The organism is Steroidobacter sp. (assembly GCF_036406195.1).
Taxonomy (GTDB): Bacteria; Pseudomonadota; Gammaproteobacteria; order Steroidobacterales; family Steroidobacteraceae; genus Steroidobacter.
This window is the reverse complement of record NZ_DASWVW010000061.1, coordinates 31477-49226: the sequence shown is the minus strand read 5'-3', so window position 1 is coordinate 49226 and position 17750 is coordinate 31477. Positions and strand designations below refer to the sequence as shown.

15 protein-coding genes are annotated in these 17750 nt (G+C 63.7%); 8 read left to right on the top strand and 7 right to left on the bottom strand.

Annotated elements, in window-relative coordinates:
* The first annotated feature begins 44 nt into the window (after window positions 1–44).
* Window positions 45–1892 carry a bifunctional diguanylate cyclase/phosphodiesterase gene (locus VGE08_RS23910; protein WP_331070448.1) on the top strand — a complete coding sequence of 616 codons (1848 nt, stop codon included), beginning with the start codon at window positions 45–47 and terminating at the stop codon, window positions 1890–1892.
* 10 nt (window positions 1893–1902) lie between these two features.
* Here the strand turns inward: VGE08_RS23910 and VGE08_RS23905 are convergent, their stop codons facing one another.
* Both VGE08_RS23905 and VGE08_RS23900 read right to left on the bottom strand, forming a co-directional pair.
* Window positions 1903–3921, bottom strand: coding sequence for an alpha/beta hydrolase family protein (locus tag VGE08_RS23905; RefSeq protein ID WP_331070447.1), 2019 nt, complete (start codon window positions 3919–3921; stop codon window positions 1903–1905).
* Window positions 3922–3980: 59 nt separating this feature from the next.
* The gene (locus VGE08_RS23900; protein ID WP_331070446.1) at window positions 3981–5303 is read right to left on the bottom strand and encodes a M20/M25/M40 family metallo-hydrolase; all 1323 of its coding nucleotides are present in this window, start codon (window positions 5301–5303) and stop codon (window positions 3981–3983) included.
* A gap of 46 nt (window positions 5304–5349) precedes the next feature.
* Between VGE08_RS23900 and VGE08_RS23895 the strand changes: the two genes are divergently transcribed.
* Window positions 5350–6444 carry an MBL fold metallo-hydrolase gene (locus tag VGE08_RS23895; RefSeq protein WP_331070445.1) on the top strand — a complete coding sequence of 365 codons (1095 nt, stop codon included), beginning with the start codon at window positions 5350–5352 and terminating at the stop codon, window positions 6442–6444.
* Between the two features lie 17 nt (window positions 6445–6461).
* Here the strand turns inward: VGE08_RS23895 and VGE08_RS23890 are convergent, their stop codons facing one another.
* Window positions 6462–7154 (bottom strand): hypothetical protein, encoded by a 693-nt coding sequence (locus VGE08_RS23890; RefSeq protein WP_331070444.1) that lies wholly within the window; start codon window positions 7152–7154, stop codon window positions 6462–6464.
* Between the two features lie 146 nt (window positions 7155–7300).
* Here VGE08_RS23890 and VGE08_RS23885 point away from each other — a divergent pair, with 146 nt between their 5' ends.
* The 6 genes from VGE08_RS23885 (at window position 7301) to VGE08_RS23860 (ending at window position 13408) form a co-directional block, all read left to right on the top strand.
* On the top strand, window positions 7301–7801 hold the full coding sequence (locus VGE08_RS23885; RefSeq protein ID WP_331070443.1) for a DUF2721 domain-containing protein: 501 nt from the start codon (window positions 7301–7303) through the stop codon (window positions 7799–7801).
* Between the two features lie 109 nt (window positions 7802–7910).
* Window positions 7911–8405, top strand: coding sequence for a hypothetical protein (locus VGE08_RS23880; protein ID WP_331070442.1), 495 nt, complete (start codon window positions 7911–7913; stop codon window positions 8403–8405).
* 58 nt (window positions 8406–8463) lie between these two features.
* The gene (locus VGE08_RS23875) at window positions 8464–9741 is read left to right on the top strand and encodes a dicarboxylate/amino acid:cation symporter (RefSeq protein WP_331070441.1); all 1278 of its coding nucleotides are present in this window, start codon (window positions 8464–8466) and stop codon (window positions 9739–9741) included.
* Window positions 9742–9750: 9 nt separating this feature from the next.
* Complete coding sequence (locus VGE08_RS23870) at window positions 9751–10326, top strand: GNAT family N-acetyltransferase (RefSeq protein ID WP_331070440.1); 576 nt, start codon at window positions 9751–9753, stop codon at window positions 10324–10326.
* Between the two features lie 234 nt (window positions 10327–10560).
* Window positions 10561–13026, top strand: coding sequence for a protein kinase domain-containing protein (locus VGE08_RS23865; protein ID WP_331070439.1), 2466 nt, complete (start codon window positions 10561–10563; stop codon window positions 13024–13026).
* 7 nt (window positions 13027–13033) lie between these two features.
* Window positions 13034–13408, top strand: a complete 375-nt coding sequence (locus VGE08_RS23860; RefSeq protein ID WP_331070438.1) for a hypothetical protein — start codon at window positions 13034–13036, stop codon at window positions 13406–13408.
* Here the strand turns inward: VGE08_RS23860 and purD are convergent.
* The 4 genes from purD to dusB all read right to left on the bottom strand — a co-directional run bounded on the left by purD (window position 13405) and on the right by dusB (window position 17737).
* On the bottom strand, window positions 13405–14694 hold the full coding sequence (gene purD, locus VGE08_RS23855) for a phosphoribosylamine--glycine ligase (RefSeq protein WP_331070437.1): 1290 nt from the start codon (window positions 14692–14694) through the stop codon (window positions 13405–13407). The genes VGE08_RS23860 and purD overlap by 4 nt on opposite strands.
* Before the next feature lie 3 nt (window positions 14695–14697).
* Window positions 14698–16269 (bottom strand): bifunctional phosphoribosylaminoimidazolecarboxamide formyltransferase/IMP cyclohydrolase, encoded by a 1572-nt coding sequence (gene purH / locus VGE08_RS23850; protein WP_331070436.1) that lies wholly within the window; start codon window positions 16267–16269, stop codon window positions 14698–14700.
* A 70-nt stretch (window positions 16270–16339) separates the two neighbouring features.
* Window positions 16340–16567, bottom strand: coding sequence for a DNA-binding transcriptional regulator Fis (fis, locus tag VGE08_RS23845; RefSeq protein WP_116808282.1), 228 nt, complete (start codon window positions 16565–16567; stop codon window positions 16340–16342).
* 162 nt (window positions 16568–16729) lie between these two features.
* Window positions 16730–17737, bottom strand: coding sequence for a tRNA dihydrouridine synthase DusB (dusB, locus tag VGE08_RS23840; RefSeq protein WP_331070839.1), 1008 nt, complete (start codon window positions 17735–17737; stop codon window positions 16730–16732).
* Window positions 17738–17750: the final 13 nt, after the last annotated feature.

Genomic DNA, 17750 nt, shown 5'->3' with positions numbered 1-17750 from the left:
CCTAAGGAATTCAGGGAAGGCCGGCAAATCCGGCGCGCAAGTGCATGTCCGACTCACGGCCCGATTCGCCGACGCTACGCCTGCGCCGACTCGACGCCTCGGCGCTCGAGCTCGCGGACGTCATGCGCGATGGGCGCATCACGACCCTATTCCAGCCCGTGGTCGATCCTCGCTCGCGAGGCATCGTGGCGCACGAGGCGCTGACGCGCGGCCCGTCTGACAGCTGGCTGCACGCCCCGCAGAATCTTTTCGAAGCCGCGCGGCGCGCCGACCTCAAGGTCGATCTCGACTACCTCTGCATGCAGAACGCCTTCAAGCGCTTCGTGGCGGCGCGCGTGTCCGGGCAGCTGTTCATCAACGTTTCGCCCGACACGATCTACGAAGATTCCAGCTTCGCGGAACGTTTTCTCGGTCTGGCCAACGAAGCCGCAATGCCGGTCGACCGTGTGGTCATCGAGCTCACCGAGGAAAGCCTGCTGGATGACTATGACCGCCTGCGCTCGACCATGCAGCGCCTGCGTGTCGCCGGCTGCACCATTGCCATCGACGACCTGGGCGCCGGCTCCTCCGGCCTGCGCACCTGGTCGGAGCTGAAGCCGGACTACGTGAAAATCGATCGATATTTCATCACCGGCATCGACGCCGATCCCACCAAGCTCGAGTTCGTGCGCTCCATGCTCGACATGGGTAGGGCCATGGGCTGCCGCGTGATCGCCGAGGGCGTGGAGACAGAGCGCGAATGCCGTGAGCTGGTGGATCTCGGCCTGGATCGACTGCAAGGCCATTTGTTCGGCCGCCCGAGCGCGGCGCCGGTGGCGGCGCTTCAACAGGTCGACACGCTGGATCGTTCCATCGTGACGTATACGGCGCTGTGCGCCGAGCACATCGCCACCTTCGTGCCGCCGGTGCCGCCGGAAATGCGTGTCACCGAAGTCTGCGAGCTGTTTCGCGACAATCCCGAACAGTTGAGTTTCCCGGTCGTGCAGGAGGGCCGGCCGCTCGGCATCGTGCAGCGGGAGCGTCTGTTCGATCTGCTCGCCAAGCCGCTGCATCCGGAGATTTTCAACAAGAAGCCGGTGACCGCGGTGATGGAAGCGCCGACCCTGCTCATCGATGGCGGGCTGCGCCTGGAACAGGTCAGCCGGCTGGTGACGCAGAAAGGACGCCCGCGGCTCACCGAGGAGTTCGTCATCACCAAGGACAGCCGTTATCACGGCATGGGCCAGACCATCGATGTGCTGCGCCTGATCACCGAACAGCAATTGCAGTCAGCCAAGCATTCCAATCCGCTGACGCTGCTGCCCGGCAACGCCGCGGTGCACAGCTCCATCGACAAGCTGATCGGCGCGCGCAAGCGCTTCATCGTGGCGTACTTCGATCTGGATTCGTTCAAGCCCTACAACGATGTGTATGGGTACGCGCACGGCGACCAGGTGATCCTGCATCTCGCCGGCCTGCTCAAGAAACATTTTTCGCCGCGGCTGGACTTCGTCGGCCACGTGGGCGGCGACGATTTCCTGGTCGTGATGCGCTCGGCCGATTGGCGCGAGCGCGTGGTCAACGTGCTGGATCGGTTCGCCCAGACGGTCGCTGATTTCTATTCGACCGAGCATGCCGCGGCCGGGTCGATCATCGCCACCGGTCGCGACGGCCTGCAGCGCAATTTTCCGTTGCTGACAGTATCCGTCGCCGCGCTGGATTCGGAAACCATGGGTGCCACGAGCGCGGATGCCGTGGCTCAGTTGCTCGCGCACGTAAAGAAATACGCCAAGCAACAGAGCGGCAACAGCTTCGTGCTTCGTAGCGACGACCGTATCGTCGACCTTCTGGCCGCCGCTCGCCGTCCGCCGCCGGACATGCTGCCCATGGATCAGATCATGACCAGCGCCTGAGGGCGCCCGCTCATTCCACGCCGACGGGCTGCGGCGATAAATGTTCGTCCAGGAACGCTTCCATTTCCGTGAGCACGCGGATGCGCGATTCGCTGCGCGATAGCCAGTGATCCTCGCCGGGCAACTCGACGAATTTGTGCTTCTTGTCTGCGGCCCGCAGCGCTGTGACCATCGTCTGAGCCTGCTCGATCGGCACGATCGTATCCTCGCTCCCGTGCAGCACCAGCACCGGAGCGCGAATCGTCCGCGCCGATCGCGCCGGCGATTTCGCGATGACATTCGCGTCGAAGGGGGAACCGATGTGGTCGGTCCAATACGCCAGCTCATTCGATTGCGAGCCTGCGCTCACTTTTTCGTAGCCGAGCATCATCGGCAGATCGGAAACGCCGTTGATGCTGATCGAGCATGCATAGAGCTCGGGAGTGAATGCAGCGCCGGCGAGCGCGGCGTAGCCGCCATAGCTGGCGCCGGCGATGCAGACCCGCGCCGGGTCCGCGATCCCTTGCTCCACCATCGCCTTGACGGCGTCGGTCACGTCGTCCTGCATCAGTCCGCCCCATTGGCGATAACCGGCTTTGGCGTGAGCCTCGCCAAGACCGGTCGATCCGCGGAACTGCGGTTGAATGACTGCATAGCCGCGCGATGCGAGGAATTGGGCGAGCCAGTCGAAGTTGAGTATGTCGCGTGACTGTGGGCCGCCGTGAGGCAGCGCCACTAGCGGCAATCGTTGCGCTTCGAGGCCGGGCGGCAAGGTGAGATAGGCGGGGATCTGGTAACTGTCGCGCGCTTTGTAAACGATCGTGCGAACTTCGCCGAGGGTGACATTGACGAGGGCCGGGTACTGCTCGCCGACGATGTCGGCGGCGCCTCGCTGGTAGTCGATCAAATAATAAATCGATGGCTTGGTGGTGCTGGACACGTCGACCAGAACGCGGGAGTTGTTGGCGGAGCGGCCAACGACATGCGCGTAATAGCCGCCGAATGTCTTGCGCAGCGCTGCGGAGCGCTTCTGCGCTTTTTCATCCAGCCAGAGAATTTTCGGGTCCTCTCCGCCGCGCCATACGCCTTGCAGCTCGCCGGTGTACGGATCGAACAGCGGCCCGGTGATGTCGTACTCATCATTCTTGATCACCACTTGCGGCGCGCTGCCGTCGATAGGCAGGCGCCACAGCGCCTGGTGCGAGTGCCCGAGCGTAGCCAGCATCCACAATGCCGCGCCGTCGCCGGTGACTCCGAAGACCGTCGGACGTTGGCCGTCCTCCAGCGCAAAAATCTCTTTCCATGCCAGGCCGCGACGATATAGCACCGAGAAACGCAGGCGTTGTGGTTCCCATTCGACGCGTGCGACCGGCTGCCCCTGGCTGTCCACCACCCAACCGTCGGTGAACGCCGTCCCCTCGGCGATCTGCTTTCCCTTGCCCGTCCTGGTGTCGACGTCATAGGCGTTGTAGGTCCAGCCCGAATACTTGCGCCCGCTGGCGATGTTCGTGCCGGTCTCGCCGCGGTGGTTGGTCATGTCGAAACTCCAGCTCGACATCACCACGTGCCCTGGCGTGGCGGTACGTGGGGCGAGCACGGAAGCGCCTGTGGCGAAGGAGAAATCGCGGCCCTTATGTAACAGGACTTGCATCTTGCGCGTACGAACGTTCAACGCGCTGATGCGCACCCAGTTGTACTGTTCCCTGCCGCGGTTGAGCGGGACCGTGATCGTGAAATTGTTGTGGACCAGCAGGACATCGTCATCGGACCACTCTAGAGCCCGGACGATGAGCCCCTGTTCGGACTCCATCTGCACCAGTCGCTTGCTGTTGGCGAGATCGAGTACCTCCACCACCTGGCGGGGCGCGCTGTTGTCGATCCAGGCCAGTTGCTGACCGTTGGGACTGAGCACGACACCCGTCATGGCCGGCACTTTGCCGAAGGCGGCGATGGGCGGCCGCGCGGGTGTTTCCGCCGCTTGCACCGTTGCCTGCCATGTCCATGCGCACAGCGCAGTTGCGGCCAGCAAGGCCGCCGGAATACGCCTCATCGGTCAGTCTCCGTACTATTATTGTTTCCCGCCCGATGAGTATAACCGGGGCGCTGCGTTTATTTCTTCCCCAGCCGATACAACAACACCGCCAGCCGCTGCGTCTGGATCGGGTACGTGCGCAGATCGGCGAACTCTTCCGGGGTGTGGGAATCGCCGCCCAGCAGGCCCAGGCCGTCGATGGCCATGTCGACGTGATCGGCCGCGAAAGAAATATCGGCGGCGCCGGCATTGCGCGGGTCTACTTCGGTCACCGCACCGAAGCCCAGGTCACGGCTCACTTCGTCATACATGGACAGCAGCTTGCGATTGCCTTCGGTCGGTGCCATCGGCGGATAGCTGTCGGTGAACTCGATCTGGGCTGAAGTGTGCGGCAGGCTCGCTGCCACCACCTTGCGCATCTTGGCGCGTGTTTCTTCCAGCTGCTGCACGGTCAGCGTCCGCAGATCGCCCGACGCAATTGCCGTCGGCGCGATGATGTTGTTCTTGCCGGAAAGTGTGGCGCCCAGCGGCTGCTTTTCGAAGTCCACCTGGGTGCTGCTGGCGATCAAGCCCGGATTGAAAGTCACGAGCGCGTCGCCGCGCACTTCCTGGTAGAAGCCATTGAGAATGCGGCCCAGCTCATAGGCAGCGCCTGCTCCGACGTCCTCGGCGAAGATTTGCGAGGAGTGCGCGCTGTTCGCCTCGACCTTCACGATCCAGCCGGTCGAGCTGCGACGCGCGGTCACGGCCGTCTTGGGATTGTCGGCGGCGTTCTCGAGCGCGATGGCGATATCGGCGGCCTTGGCCGCTTCGATGAGATCGCGGCGCGCGAGATCGAGAGGACGGCCGGAATCTTCTTCATCGCCGTGCAGGACGACTGTGAGCTGCAAGGAATCGAGCAGATTGGCCTGGCTGAGCGCGTCGAGCGCGGCCAGCGCGACGACGATGCCGCCCTTCATGTCAGCTGCGCCCGGGCCGCGAGCGATGTTCTCGTCCACCCGCTCCCAGCGTTGAAACGGATGATTGGGCTCGAACACGGTATCGAGATGCCCGATCAGCAGCACGTGCGGTCCGCGGCCCGCGCGGGTTGCTACCAGATGCCCGGCGCGGCCGAACGGCGTGCCATCGACCCAGCTCACCTTGAAGCCCAGCGCCTCGAAGCGAGGCCGCAACATGTCGGCGACCTGCCGCACGCCCGCGAAATTCATCGTGCCGCTGTTGACGTTGACGAGCTGTTCCAGCAGCGCGATGGACGCTTGCTCGCCGGCGCTGACGTGGCTGACCAAGGCTTTTTCCTTGGCATCCACCTTGGCATCTCGGGGCGCCGTGTATACAGGCTGGGAAAACGCCAGTGTAACCAGGGCAACCAGCAGGGAGCCGCGCGCCAGGGCATGTCGCATAGTGGAATTTCCTCTTTGGGCCAAGAGGCCGCATGATACGCGAGCGATGAGTGTCCTCGACCCTGCCAATACTCCTGCCGCGCCCGCCGTTACCGCCGAGGGCGAGGCGTTTCCGTCCGCGCCCCGTCGGTTGCACTACATCGATGTGCCGGCGCCCGAGCCGGGGCAAAGCGTGCCGATCGCGGCAGGCGTGCGCTGGGCCCGCATTCCGCTGCCGCTCGATCTGAATCACATCAATGTGTGGCTGATCGAGACCGGCGACGGCTGCATCGTGGTCGATACCGGCATGGCGGCGTCGATCGGCAAGGACGCGTGGGAGAACATCGAACGCGAGTATCTCTCGCGACAGCCATTGCGTGGGGTGTTCGTCACGCACATCCATCCCGATCACATCGGTCTGGCGAAATGGCTGCAGGAGCGCTTCGGCGTACCGGTGTTCACATCACGGCGAACGGATGAGCTTGCACTCTCCATGTGGAGCGGCCGGGCCAAGGCGGCGTTCAACGAGTCGGAGCAGTTCTTCAGGTCGCACGGCATGACCGACGAGGTGCAGATCCGCGCGATGTTCCGTCCCGAGCGCTTTGCCCGCTTGACCAGCGGCATGCCACACGTCGAGCAATTCGTCGCCGACGAGGACGTGTTGCACTGGGGCGCGGGCGAGTGGACCGCGCTGGAAACCGACGGACACGCCGAAGGCCACTTGTGCCTGTCCAATCCGGCTTTGCGGCTGCTGATCAGCGGCGATCAGGTGCTGCCGACCATCTCCTCGAACATCAGCTTCATGTTCGGCAACGGCGATCCGAATCCGCTTGGCTCGTACTTGTCTTCGCTGCAGCGGCTACGTGCGCTCGCCGAGGATACGTTGGTGCTGCCAGCGCATGGCGTGCCATTTCGCGGACTGCGCCACCGTATCGACGATCTCACTGGCCACCATCTGGAGCAGCTGGACAAACTCGCCGCGCTGTGCGCCGAGCCAAAGCTCGTGATGGACGTGTTGCCATTCATGTTTCGCCGCGAGCTCAAGGACCTGCACTTGTTTCTGGCGATTGGCGAGGCGCTGGCGCATCTGGAATATCTGGTTCATGCTGGCCGCGTCCGGCGCGAGCTGGTCGCCGGACGCGTGACTTACGTTGCTCTCTGACTCACGCCTGTTCGGCCTCAATCCCTGATTGGAGTCGCACCTTCGATCTTGCCGACGCGCGCGCGGCTGCTGACGCGCAGCTCCACTTCGCGTTCGAATTTGAGCGTGCCGGTCACGACGGCATCCGGCCCGATGGTGATCCTGGGCTTGCGCTTGGAGAAGACACTGAAGCCGGGCTTTTCCACCAGGATACCGCCGTCGACTTGCGAGCCTGCACCGATCTCGATGTCGCCATTGACCGTCTTGATGCCGTTGCCGATGCGGGCGCCGTCGAGCTCGATTGCGCCGTTGACGTTCTCCACGCGACCCTGCACTCGAGCGCCTTTCGCCAGCGTGACGGAGCCGTTCACTGAAGTCACATTGCCGCGGATCTGCGCCTGCTCCTGCAAGCGGAAGTCGCCGTTGACCAGCTCGGCTGATCCGGCCTTGGCGCCGGTATCCAGGGTCACATCACCATTGACCGCGCCGATGTCGCCGACGCTGCAGTCGCGGCCGATGTCGATCGAGCCGCTGACGGTTTCGATGTTGCCGGCGGTGACCGAGTCCTCGAGCCGGATCGAGCCATTGACCGTTTCCACCGAGCCGACCTGGCGGCCGCTCGCTACGCGAATGGAGCCATTGACCTTCGATATATTCTCGCCATCCGCCCATGCCGTGCTCGCCAGGAGCGAGGTGAGGAACAACGCCAGAGCCGTCCGTATGTATTTCATTGTCTGCCTCCGTTCGGGGTTGTCGGATTGGATGCGGCGCCCCGGCAAAGGGTTGCAATGGGGTCGCAATGATCGAGCGATCGCACGGCTGACGCGGCGGCTCGGCAGGTGGTGTATTGTTCACTGACAGCCGCAAGGAATTACGCATGCTCAACGCCGCTGCCCCGCATGTTGCCAACCTGGCGCAGGTCATCCAGCTCGCCGTCGCGCCCGTGTTTCTCCTGGCGGGTGTGGGAACCACGTTGAACGTACTGGCGACTCGCGTCGGCCGCATCATCGATCGCGCGCGCTTGATGGAGGACCGGTTGCCGCACTCCAGTCCCGAGCAACTCGAAGAGTTGCACGAGCGGCTGCGCGTGCTGTCCAAGCGCGCCACCTTGATCAATCGGGCGATCGGACTGTCGGTGATGTGCGGTTTGCTGGTGTCGCTGGTGGTCGCGACGCTGTTCATCAGTTATTCGCTGTCGATCGATCTGGCCACGCCCATCGCGGTGGCATTCGTGCTGGCGCTGCTGAGTCTCGCGGCGGGGCTGGTTTATTTCCTGCGTGAAGTCATCCTCGCAACCAACTCGCTGTCGTTCGGTGGTTTGCGACCGACGGTAGTGGACAAGGCGATGAGCGGCAAAATGCCCGTCGCCAAAGAATGACAATCACGGACAAAATTTGACGCAAAGGTGCCAGTGCCCGTCGCTTCGCGCGATTCCGTGATCCAATGCACAAATCACATGGACGCAGGTCGGCATCATCGCCCCCCGCATGAGTCAGCCGCCGCCCGAAATCGTAGTTCAGCCTGATGCGTTTCGCGTCTCCCGTGAATCGACGTTGCTCGCCTGCGAGTTGCGTGGCGCGTTGGCGGTGTGCGTTTATGACGATACACAGCCGGCCGGCGGCATCCTGCATCTACGCTACGTCGCGATTGCGAACGACCAGCCGCTCGATCTCACCGACAACACGCTGAGCTCGGACCTGTTGCTGATGGATCGCTTCTGCAAGGAGCTGCGCACGGCAGGCGCGCGCAAGCAGAGCTGGCGCGTGAGCATCTTCGGGCACACGCCCGATGTGCCCGGCATGGCAGGTCCCGCCGCGACCGTGATCGATCTCGCCAAGGCCTATTTCGCCGACGCGCGCTTGCCGGTGGAGTGCAAGGAATTCAACCGCTCGGACGGTCTGGCGGTGCGGCTCGATCCGCACGGCGGCCGCATCTGGGTCAACGCCACGCCGCCCGACGCCAGACAGGCTGCCCCCGCATAGCCGTCCCGCTCATGTAGACTCGCTCGCGATTTCTGGCAAGAACAAATCGCGGACGCGGATGGTAACCGACACCCATACCTCGCCAGCGGCGCCGGCCCGCTGGTACAGCTCGCTCTATGTCCAGGTCTTGCTCGCCATCGCGATCGGCGTGCTGCTCGGACATTTCGTGCCCGAGACGGCCGCGCAGCTCAAACCGCTGGGCGATGGCTTCATCAAGCTCATCAAGATGATGATCGCGCCCATCATTTTCTGCACCGTGGTGACCGGCATCGCCGGCATGGAAAACTTGAAAGCGGTGGGCAAGACCGGCGCGCTCGCGCTGCTCTACTTCGAGATCGTCAGCAGCATCGCGCTCATCGTCGGGCTGGTGATCGTCAACGTGGTGCAGCCCGGTGCCGGCATGAACGTCGACGTGTCGCAACTGGATGCCCGGGCAGTGGCATCGTACGCCAAGGCGGCCGAGCAGCAGAGCGTCACCGACTTCCTGCTCAACGTGATTCCCACCACCATCGTCGATGCCTTCGCCAGAGGCGACATCCTGCAAGTGCTGCTGTTCTCGGTGCTGTTCGGGTTCGCGCTGCATGCGGTCGGCGAGCGCGCGCGGCCGGTGTTCGATTTCATCGATCGTTTCTCCGCAGTGCTGTTCCGTCTGGTCGGCATGATCATGCGGCTCGCGCCCATCGGCGCGTTCGGCGCCATGGCATTCACCATCGGGCAATACGGCCTGGCCTCGCTGGCTTCGCTGGGCAAGTTGATGGCATGTTTCTATGTCACGTGCCTGTTCTTCGTGTTTTTCGTGCTGGGCGCGATTGCGAAGCTGCACGGCTTCAGCATCGGGCGATTCATTCGTTACATTCGCGAGGAGCTGTTCATCGTGCTCGGCACGTCGTCGAGCGAGTCGGTGCTGCCGCGCATGATGGCCAAGATGCAGCAGGCCGGCGCCGAAAAGCAGGTGGTGGGCCTGGTCATTCCCACCGGTTACTCATTCAACCTCGATGGCACGTCGATCTACCTGACCATGGCGGCTGTGTTCATCGCGCAGGCCGCCAATGTGCCGATGAGCTTGCTGGATCAGCTGACCTTGCTGGGCGTGCTGCTGCTCACTTCCAAGGGCGCCGCTGGCGTGACGGGCAGCGGCTTCATCGTGCTGGCCGCGACCCTGTCGGCGCTGGGCACCCTGCCGGTCACCGCGCTGGCGTTGATCCTGGGCATCGATCGTTTCATGTCCGAGGCGAGGGCGCTGACCAACCTGGTCGGCAACGGCGTCGCCACCCTGGTGGTTGCAAAATGGTGCCGGGCACTGGACGAGGATCGTCTGCGCCAGGAACTGGGCTAGTATTGGCCGATGAGCATTGGCCCAGCCCATTCCACCCCCCAGCAATTTGCCGAAAATACCGAATCTGCGGCGGATCTGTCGTTCGTGCCGGTGACCAGCAGCGAGCAGGTCGCTGCCGTGGCCGCCCTGGCGCACGAGATCTGGTACGAATTTTACGTACCGCTCATAGGGCGAGCGCAGGTCGACTACATGGTCCAAAAATTTCAGAATGCCCCGGCGATCCGAGCCCAAATCGACCAGGGCTACGAATACTTCCTGGTGCGGCGGACAGCTGCGGGCGGCCCGGCCAGCGACATCGGCTATTGCGCCGTTCAGCAACAACCTGGAAGGGGGCTGTTTCTGAGCAAGTTCTATCTGCTCCATGCGGCGCGCGGCGCCGGAACCGGGCGCAGATGCATGGAGTTCATTGAAGGGCTCGCCCGACAGCGCGAGCTCTCTTTGTTATGGCTGACTGTCAACAAGGGCAATCCGTCAGTGCAGGCCTATCAGCGGCTGGGTTTCCGGATTGCCGCAGAACTGGTAATGGACATCGGCGGCGGTTTCGTGATGGATGACTATCGGATGGAAAAGACGCTGGCGTCCTGACGTCCGCTTCAGTCGCAGCGCGCGCCGGGTCGTCGCGGGTCGGAACCGGGCGACAGCTATCGCTCGGCTGGCCGCACCGATACATTGGCTGACGGACCCGGCGCCCAAGGACCTGGGACCCCCACGGACCCGGTCGCGATGGCTCTGCTCCATGCACCCGGCACCGAACGAATCGGGCGGCGGGCCGCCTAACGATATAGACGCGAGAGATTGGGGCAATACTGCAAAACGGTGATGAGTCTGTCCATCGACAAGGACCTTGGAGAGCAAGGCGAGAATGCGCGCGCTGTCCTCGCCAGCTGGCTGGATGACTACATCTGCGGCCGGTGCGACCGTGCCGACATGCAAGCCCAATTCCTGTCGGTCTGCCGTAGCAATCCCGACGCGCCCTGGGATGCGCTGGCCTTGCTCGATCAGTACCAGCGGCGGGGCCGCATCGACGTGTCTCTGGCGCGCTCGCTCAAGACCGATATCGCGCAACTGGTGTTCGGCGTCGCCAACCAGACCGAAAGCAAGGCCGATACCGCGGCCGAGAGCGACACCACCGACGTCACCATCGATACCACCGGCTCGCGCTGGCGCAAGCTGATCGCCGATCGCGATCCGGATTCGATCAATTCCGAGCCCGCGGTCGTGGACCCGACGCGACGGAGCGAGCCGGAGCCGGCGAGTCTCCGTCGCAGTGCTGATGACGATGCAACAGCATACCGCCGTCGCGACGATGCACCTGCGGCTTTCCGCCGTCCGGTCGATGAAGACGCGACCAACTTCCGCCGTCGCGAAGAAGACGCGATTGGCTTCCGTCGCGACCTGGAAGAGCCGGCCACCCGGCCGCCGCCGTCCCTGAAGTTGACTGAAGATGACGCCGCGCTGGTGCGTGCGCGCAAGGAAGAGCCGGCGTCGAGCGCACACTTGCGTGGCCTGGCTGGCGAGCGCCCATCGCGGCCGTCGCCCGTGCCGCCGCCGGGGCTGACGAGCGATGTGCTCCGGGATCGCTATGAGCTGATCTCCATTCTGGGCCGTGGCAGCATGGGCACCGTGTACAAGGCGCTCGACCGGCATCGCGCGCATCTGGATGCGTCGGCGCGCTGTGTCGCCGTCAAGGTGCTAAAGCAAAATTTCAAGGATCGGCCGGAGGAACTGGCGCAGCTGGAGCGCGAGTTCCATGAAGCGCAGTCGCTGTCGCATCCGAACGTGGTCGGCGTGTTCGATCTGGATCGCGACGGCGATGTGTATTTCATCGTCATGGAGTTGCTCGAAGGCGAGCTGCTCGCCGACATCCTGAAGCGTCTGGATGGCCAGCCCATGGCGCGCCACCATGCACTGGCTATCATCGCCAGCGTCGGCGCGGCGCTGGCGTATGCGCATCGTCGCAACGTCGTGCATGCCGACTTGAAGCCACGCAACATCATGATCACGTCGGCTGGCGAGGCGCGTGTGCTCGACTTCGGTTTTGCGCGCGATCGTCCGCTGGATTTGCACTCCGCCTCGGGACTCCATGAAGGCCCCGTTTCGGCGCCGGCATATGCGAGCGTGGAGCGTGTGAACGGCAGCGACCCGCATCCGAGCGATGACGTCTACAGCCTCGCCTGCATTGCTTATGAATTGCTGGCCGGCCGCCATCCCTTTGGAGGCCGATCGGCGCCGCTGGCAAGGGCGCATGGCCGACAGCCACAACGTATTCCTGGCTTGACCGGCAAACAGCAGGCCGTATTGCAGCGTGCGTTGCTGTGGACTCGCGGCGAGCGTCGCATCGACGTGGTCGAGTTGCTGGCAGGCTTGGGATGCGGCTCGGCGCCGAACCGCCTGGGCTTGCCCACCGAACTGTCCGTCCCCCACCGGCCGCACTCGCGCTGGCGCCGCGGCGTCTTTGCCATGGTGCTGGCAGTGGGCTTCGTGACCGGCGGTTATCTGGTGTGGCAGTACGAGCTGCTGCCGAAGAATCTTTCGAACGTATTGCCGGTGATGCCGCCGATTGCGGACCGCGAGCTGCAGAGCGAAGTTGCGGGCGGCAGTGTGGTCACCGATCCGCAGGTTGATCGAGGCGATGTCGTCGGCTCGCGTCCGCTGCAGCCCGTTGCGCCGCTAACGGTTGAACCCCTGCCGTCGTCACAACAGCCGGGGGGTCCGGCCGACTCGGCTTCGACACAGAGCGAACAGAGAAGCGCGCCTGCCGGAGAGCCCGTGGAATCGCGCGCCGACACACGGCAGAACACGCAAACGGTGGTGCCGCTCCCGCCTGCCATCCGCGAGCAACCGAAGGAAGAAACTTCTCGTGGGCAATCGGAGCAGTCGCCAGCGGGCTCCAACGCGCCGGCGGCGAGCTCATCGCAACCCGAGTCCTCGGCGCCGATGCGTCCGGCGGTCATCGAGTTCGACAAGGACAGCTATGTCACATCCGAAGGCGATGGCTCGGTGCGGCTGAGCATTCGCCGCACCGGCTCGACGCGCCGCGAGGTTTCGTTTACCTGGAACCTCCGGGCCAATTCCGCGGAAATGGGTTCGGATTTCGCGGGCATCGGACCGGGCACCGAACGTATTCCCGCTGGCGTACGCGAGGCCAGCATCACCGTGCCGCTGGTGCAGGATTCGATCAAGGAAAGCACCGAGCTGTTCCTGGTGGAGCTGCAGGTCGAGGGTGACGGTGTCACGCTCGGCGAGCGCAGCAGTGCCGCCGTCATCATCGTGGACGACGACTGATTGCGCCGTGGACGTGCGATTCTCCGGGCAGGCGCTGTATTGCCACCTCAGCCGCGCTGAGCTGGCACACCTCGCATCCGGCCGCTCGGTGGACCTGCACGTCGCCTTGCCGAGAAATCATGCCTTCCGAGTGAGTGTGCGGCCGTCGATCCTGGCCGCCGATCGCGGCGGCTGGCAATTGGACAGCGACCCCACCGGGATCTGGGTGACTCTGCCCCGCGCCGAGCTCGAGCAACTCGGTCAGACCGCGTCGTTCGCCGAGCGGCTGGTGCACGACTTTCCGCTAGCGGAGAATCAACAGGTGCAAGTGATCTTGGAATTCGCTCCGGAGGCCGAGGGCGAAGCGCGCACCGTGCTGGAAATCACGCCGCCGTCCGGCTAGCTCTTCGCCTGTTCTCGCTGTACCGCGCGATAGCCGATATCCCTGCGATACTGCATGCCGTCCCAGCGAATCTTGTCACAGAGCGCATACGCTGCTTTCTGCGCATCGCTGACGGTCTTGCCGAGCCCGACGGCGCACAACACGCGGCCGCCATTGGTCACGACCTTGCCGTCGCTCAACGCCGTGCCAGCGTGGAACACCTTGCCGGGCAGCGCGGCTGCTTCGTCCAGGCCATGGATCTCATCGCCCTTGCGTACTGAATCCGGATAACCACCCGCGGCCAGCACGACGCCGAGTGCAGCGCGCGGGTCCCATTCCGCTTGCACCTGATCGAGCCGGCCGTCGAGCGCCGCTTCACACAGCACGGTCAGGTCCGACGTGAGCCGCGACATGATGGGCTGAGTTTCCGGATCGCCGAAGCGGCAGTTGAACTCCAGCACGTTGGGCGTGCCGTCCGCCGCAATCATCAAGCCGGCGTACAGAAAGCCGATGTATGGGGTGCCGTCCGAGATCAAGCCCTCGGCCGTCGGCCGCATCACTTCACGCATGATGCGCTCGTGCAACTCGGGAGTGACCACTGGCGCGGGCGAGTAGGCGCCCATGCCGCCCGTGTTCGGGCCCTTGTCGCCATCGTCGCGGCGCTTGTGATCCTGCGAGGTGGCCAGCGGCAGGATGTGCTTGCCGCTGACGATGGCGATGAAGCTGGCTTCTTCGCCTTCGAGAAATTCTTCAATGACGACGGTGCTGCCCGCGGCGCCGAACTGGCCATCGAACATGGCCTGTGCGCTCTCGATCGCTTCCTCCTGCGTCGCGCAGATGATGACGCCCTTGCCGGCAGCAAGGCCGTCGGCCTTCACCACCAGCGGCGCACGCTGAGCGCGAACCCACTCGGCATCGAAATTTGCTTTGGTGAACGTCGCGTAAGCCGCCGTCGGAATCTTGTAACGACGCAGGAATTCCTTGGTGAAGGCCTTCGAGCCTTCGAGCCGCGCCGCGAGCTTGCGAGGACCGAAGCAGCGCAAGCCGGCTGCTTCGAAGGCATCGGTGACGCCGATGACCAGCGGCGCCTCCGGCCCGACGATGGTGAGATCGATCTTCTCGCGCTTGGCGAACTCGATCAGCCGGTCGATATCGTCGGCAGCGATGTCGACGTTTCTCACGCCGTGTTCGAGCGCGGTGCCCGCATTGCCTGGGGCAACGAACACCGCGCTTACGCGCGGCGTATTGGCGGCCTTCCACGCGAACGCATGTTCGCGGCCACCGGAACCAAGAATCAGTACGCGCATAAATTAATGGCGGAAGTGCCGCATGCCGGTGAGAACCATGGCCATGCCATGCTCGTTGGCGGCGGCGATGACTTCGTTGTCTCGCATCGAGCCACCGGGCTGAATCACTGCCTTGATGCCGTACTCCGCGGCCACATCGAGACCATCGCGGAACGGGAAGAACGCGTCGGAGGCCATCACCGCGCCGGCAACTTCCAGACCTTCATCCTTGGCCTTCATGGCAGCGATGCGGCTGGACACCACGCGGCTCATCTGGCCCGCGCCGACGCCAATCGTCATGCGATCTTTCACGTACACGATGGCGTTGGATTTGACGTACTTGCACACCTGCCAGGCAAACAACAGGTCTGCGAACTCCTGCTCGGAGGGCAATCGCTTGGTCACCACGCGCAAGTCGTTCCTGCCGACGCGACCTTCGTCGCGCGTTTGCACGAGCAGGCCGCCGTTCACGCTGCGGTATTCGTGACGAAGGCCCGTTGCAGCGAGACCACCCGTCACCAGCACGCGAACGTTTTCCTTGCGCGCGCAGATCTCGAGCGCGTCAGCGTCGACTTCCGGCGCGATGATCAATTCGACGAATTGACGCTCGACGATGGCGCGCGCCGTATTCGCATTGAGCGGACGATTGAACGCAATGATGCCGCCGAATGCCGAGGTGGGGTCGGTGCGATACGCGCGATCGTATGCAGCGAGCGTGTCGCCCGCGACGGCGACACCGCAGGGATTGGCGTGTTTCACGATCACGCATGCCGGCTCGTCGAAGTGCCGCACGCATTCGAGCGCGGTATCGCCATCGGCGATGTTGTTGTACGAGAGCTGCTTGCCCTGCAATTGCTTCGCAGTGCCGATGCTCGCGCCGGGCGTGTCGGCGACCGAGTAGAAAGCCGAAGTCTGATGCGGGTTCTCGCCGTAGCGCAGATCCATGCGCTTGCGGAAATGCAGCGACAAAGACTCCGGATACTCTTGCTGCGCTCCTTGCTCAGGCTGCGTGACGCGAGTCAGATAGCTCGCGACAGCCGAGTCGTAGCTCGCAGTGTGTGCATACGCCTTCGCGGCAAGACGCTTGCGCGTCTGCTCGGAGACCACGCCGTCCGCACTGTTCAACTCGTCGAGCACAGCGGCGTAATCGGTCGGATCGACCACCACTGTGACCCGGTCATGATTCTTCGCGGCAGCACGTACCATCGCGGGTCCGCCGATGTCGATGTTCTCGATCGCGTCCTCATACGTGCAATCGGGCCTGGCGATGGTCGCGGCGAACGGATATAGATTCACCACCACGAGATCGATCGGATCGATGCCGTGCTTGCGCATCACCTCGTCGTCGATGTCGCGACGACCGAGCAGGCCGCCATGAATTTTCGGATGCAGCGTCTTGACGCGGCCGTCCATGATTTCCGGGAAGCCGGTGTGCGCCGACACTTGCGTCACCTTGACGCCGTGCTTCTCCAGCAAGCTCGCGGTGCCGCCCGTGGACAGAATCGCTACGCCACGACGTTGCAAGGCCTGCGCGAACTCCACCAGGCCATCTTTATTGGAAACACTCAGCAGCGCGCGCCGCACGGCAATTGACATGTGCACTCTCGATTAGCGAATCGGCCCGAACCATCGACCTGCGCCGCGCCCATGCGGCCGGAGCATGACCTCAATTGGCCAGTCCGTAGGTCTTCAATTTCTTGCGCAAGGTGCCGCGATTGATGCCGAGAATATCGGCGGCGCGGCTCTGGTTGCCCTCGGCGTAATCGAGCACCGCTTTGAACAGCGGTTCCTCGACTTCACGTAACACCAGATCGTAGAGCTGGCCGGGCTTGTGGCCATTCAAGGTCGCGAAATAGGAGTCGAGCGCTTCCGCGGTCATCGTCCTGAGGGGCATCGACCGCGGCGCCGGTCGTGCCAGCGGCTCTCGGCGAGCTCTGGTTTTTTTTCTGGGGGCCATGGCCTCTCCGCCAAACTTCTCTGCAATCAAGAACTGTTCTTCCACGTCGCGAGCCTCACCGATCCACTCCCATCGACTCAAATGGGCGCGCGGTCTGCTTCAGGCCGCGCTCGACAGACTCTCTTCCGGCGCTGCTGCAAGCGCATCGAAATATGCCTGCACGCGCTCGAGTTGTGTCGTCGCGTTGGTCGCCTGCATCACGGCTCGTCGCAAAGCCGGCGCGGACGCGCGACTCTTCGCATACCAATCGATGTGTTTACGCGCGACCCGGACTCCAGCCTCTTCCCCATAGAAAGCATGCAGATCGCGCAAATGGGCGAGCATGATATCACGGACTTCCGCGATGGAAGGCGCCACGAAGTCACCCCCCTGTGGACCTGCGTTCAGGGCGGCGAGAATTTCACGGAAGATCCACGGCCGACCTTGTGCGCTGCGCCCGATCATCAAGCCATCTACGCCCGTCTGTTCAAGCACGTGCTTCGCTTTCGCACCTGAGTCGATGTCACCATTGGCAAAAATCGGAATCGACACGCTTTGCTTGATGGTACGGATGGTTTCGTACTCAGCTTGCCCCTGATACATGCAGGCGCGCGTGCGCCCATGAATGGCGAGTGCCTGCACGCCGATCGCTTCAGCCATGCGCGCAATGGCGGGGCCGTTGCGATGGGCGGGATCCCAGCCTGTGCGCATTTTCAGTGTCACCGGGACATTGACCGCCTTGACCACAGCTTCGAGAATCGCGCGTACCAGCGGCTCGTCGCGCATCAGCGCCGAACCGGCCGCCTTGTTGCACACTTTTTTCGCCGGGCAACCCAGGTTGATGTCGATGATCTGCGCGCCCGCATCGACATTACGTTGCGCGGCCTCGGCCATCATCGCCGGATCGCCGCCGGCGATCTGCACGACGCGTGGTTCGGGCTCGCCACTGTGATCCATGCGCCGGCGCGACTTCTCGGTGTGCCATAAACGCACATCGCAAGTCAGCATTTCTCCAGCGGCAATGGCCGCTCCCATGCGTCGACACAACAGTCGGAACGGCAGATCCGTGACACCGGCCATGGGCGCGAGCGCGAGGTTGTTGGCCAGTTCGTAGTTGCCGATGCGCATGCGCGGAAGTGAA

Excerpts from the sequence above, each read along its gene's own strand:
- VGE08_RS23910 (WP_331070448.1), top strand. The coding sequence starts at position 45 with ATGTCCGACTCACGGCCCGATTCGCCGACGCTACGCCTGCGCCGACTC.
- VGE08_RS23905 (WP_331070447.1), bottom strand. The coding sequence starts at position 3,921 with ATGAGGCGTATTCCGGCGGCCTTGCTGGCCGCAACTGCGCTGTGCGCA.
- VGE08_RS23900 (WP_331070446.1), bottom strand. The coding sequence starts at position 5,303 with ATGCGACATGCCCTGGCGCGCGGCTCCCTGCTGGTTGCCCTGGTTACA.
- VGE08_RS23895 (WP_331070445.1), top strand. The coding sequence starts at position 5,350 with ATGAGTGTCCTCGACCCTGCCAATACTCCTGCCGCGCCCGCCGTTACC.
- VGE08_RS23890 (WP_331070444.1), bottom strand. The coding sequence starts at position 7,154 with ATGAAATACATACGGACGGCTCTGGCGTTGTTCCTCACCTCGCTCCTG.
- VGE08_RS23885 (WP_331070443.1), top strand. The coding sequence starts at position 7,301 with ATGCTCAACGCCGCTGCCCCGCATGTTGCCAACCTGGCGCAGGTCATC.
- VGE08_RS23880 (WP_331070442.1), top strand. The coding sequence starts at position 7,911 with ATGAGTCAGCCGCCGCCCGAAATCGTAGTTCAGCCTGATGCGTTTCGC.
- VGE08_RS23875 (WP_331070441.1), top strand. The coding sequence starts at position 8,464 with ATGGTAACCGACACCCATACCTCGCCAGCGGCGCCGGCCCGCTGGTAC.
- VGE08_RS23870 (WP_331070440.1), top strand. The coding sequence starts at position 9,751 with ATGAGCATTGGCCCAGCCCATTCCACCCCCCAGCAATTTGCCGAAAAT.
- VGE08_RS23865 (WP_331070439.1), top strand. The coding sequence starts at position 10,561 with ATGAGTCTGTCCATCGACAAGGACCTTGGAGAGCAAGGCGAGAATGCG.
- purD (WP_331070437.1), bottom strand. The coding sequence starts at position 14,694 with ATGCGCGTACTGATTCTTGGTTCCGGTGGCCGCGAACATGCGTTCGCG.
- purH (WP_331070436.1), bottom strand. The coding sequence starts at position 16,269 with ATGTCAATTGCCGTGCGGCGCGCGCTGCTGAGTGTTTCCAATAAAGAT.
- fis (WP_116808282.1), bottom strand. The coding sequence starts at position 16,567 with ATGCCCCTCAGGACGATGACCGCGGAAGCGCTCGACTCCTATTTCGCG.
- dusB (WP_331070839.1), bottom strand. The coding sequence starts at position 17,737 with ATGCGCATCGGCAACTACGAACTGGCCAACAACCTCGCGCTCGCGCCC.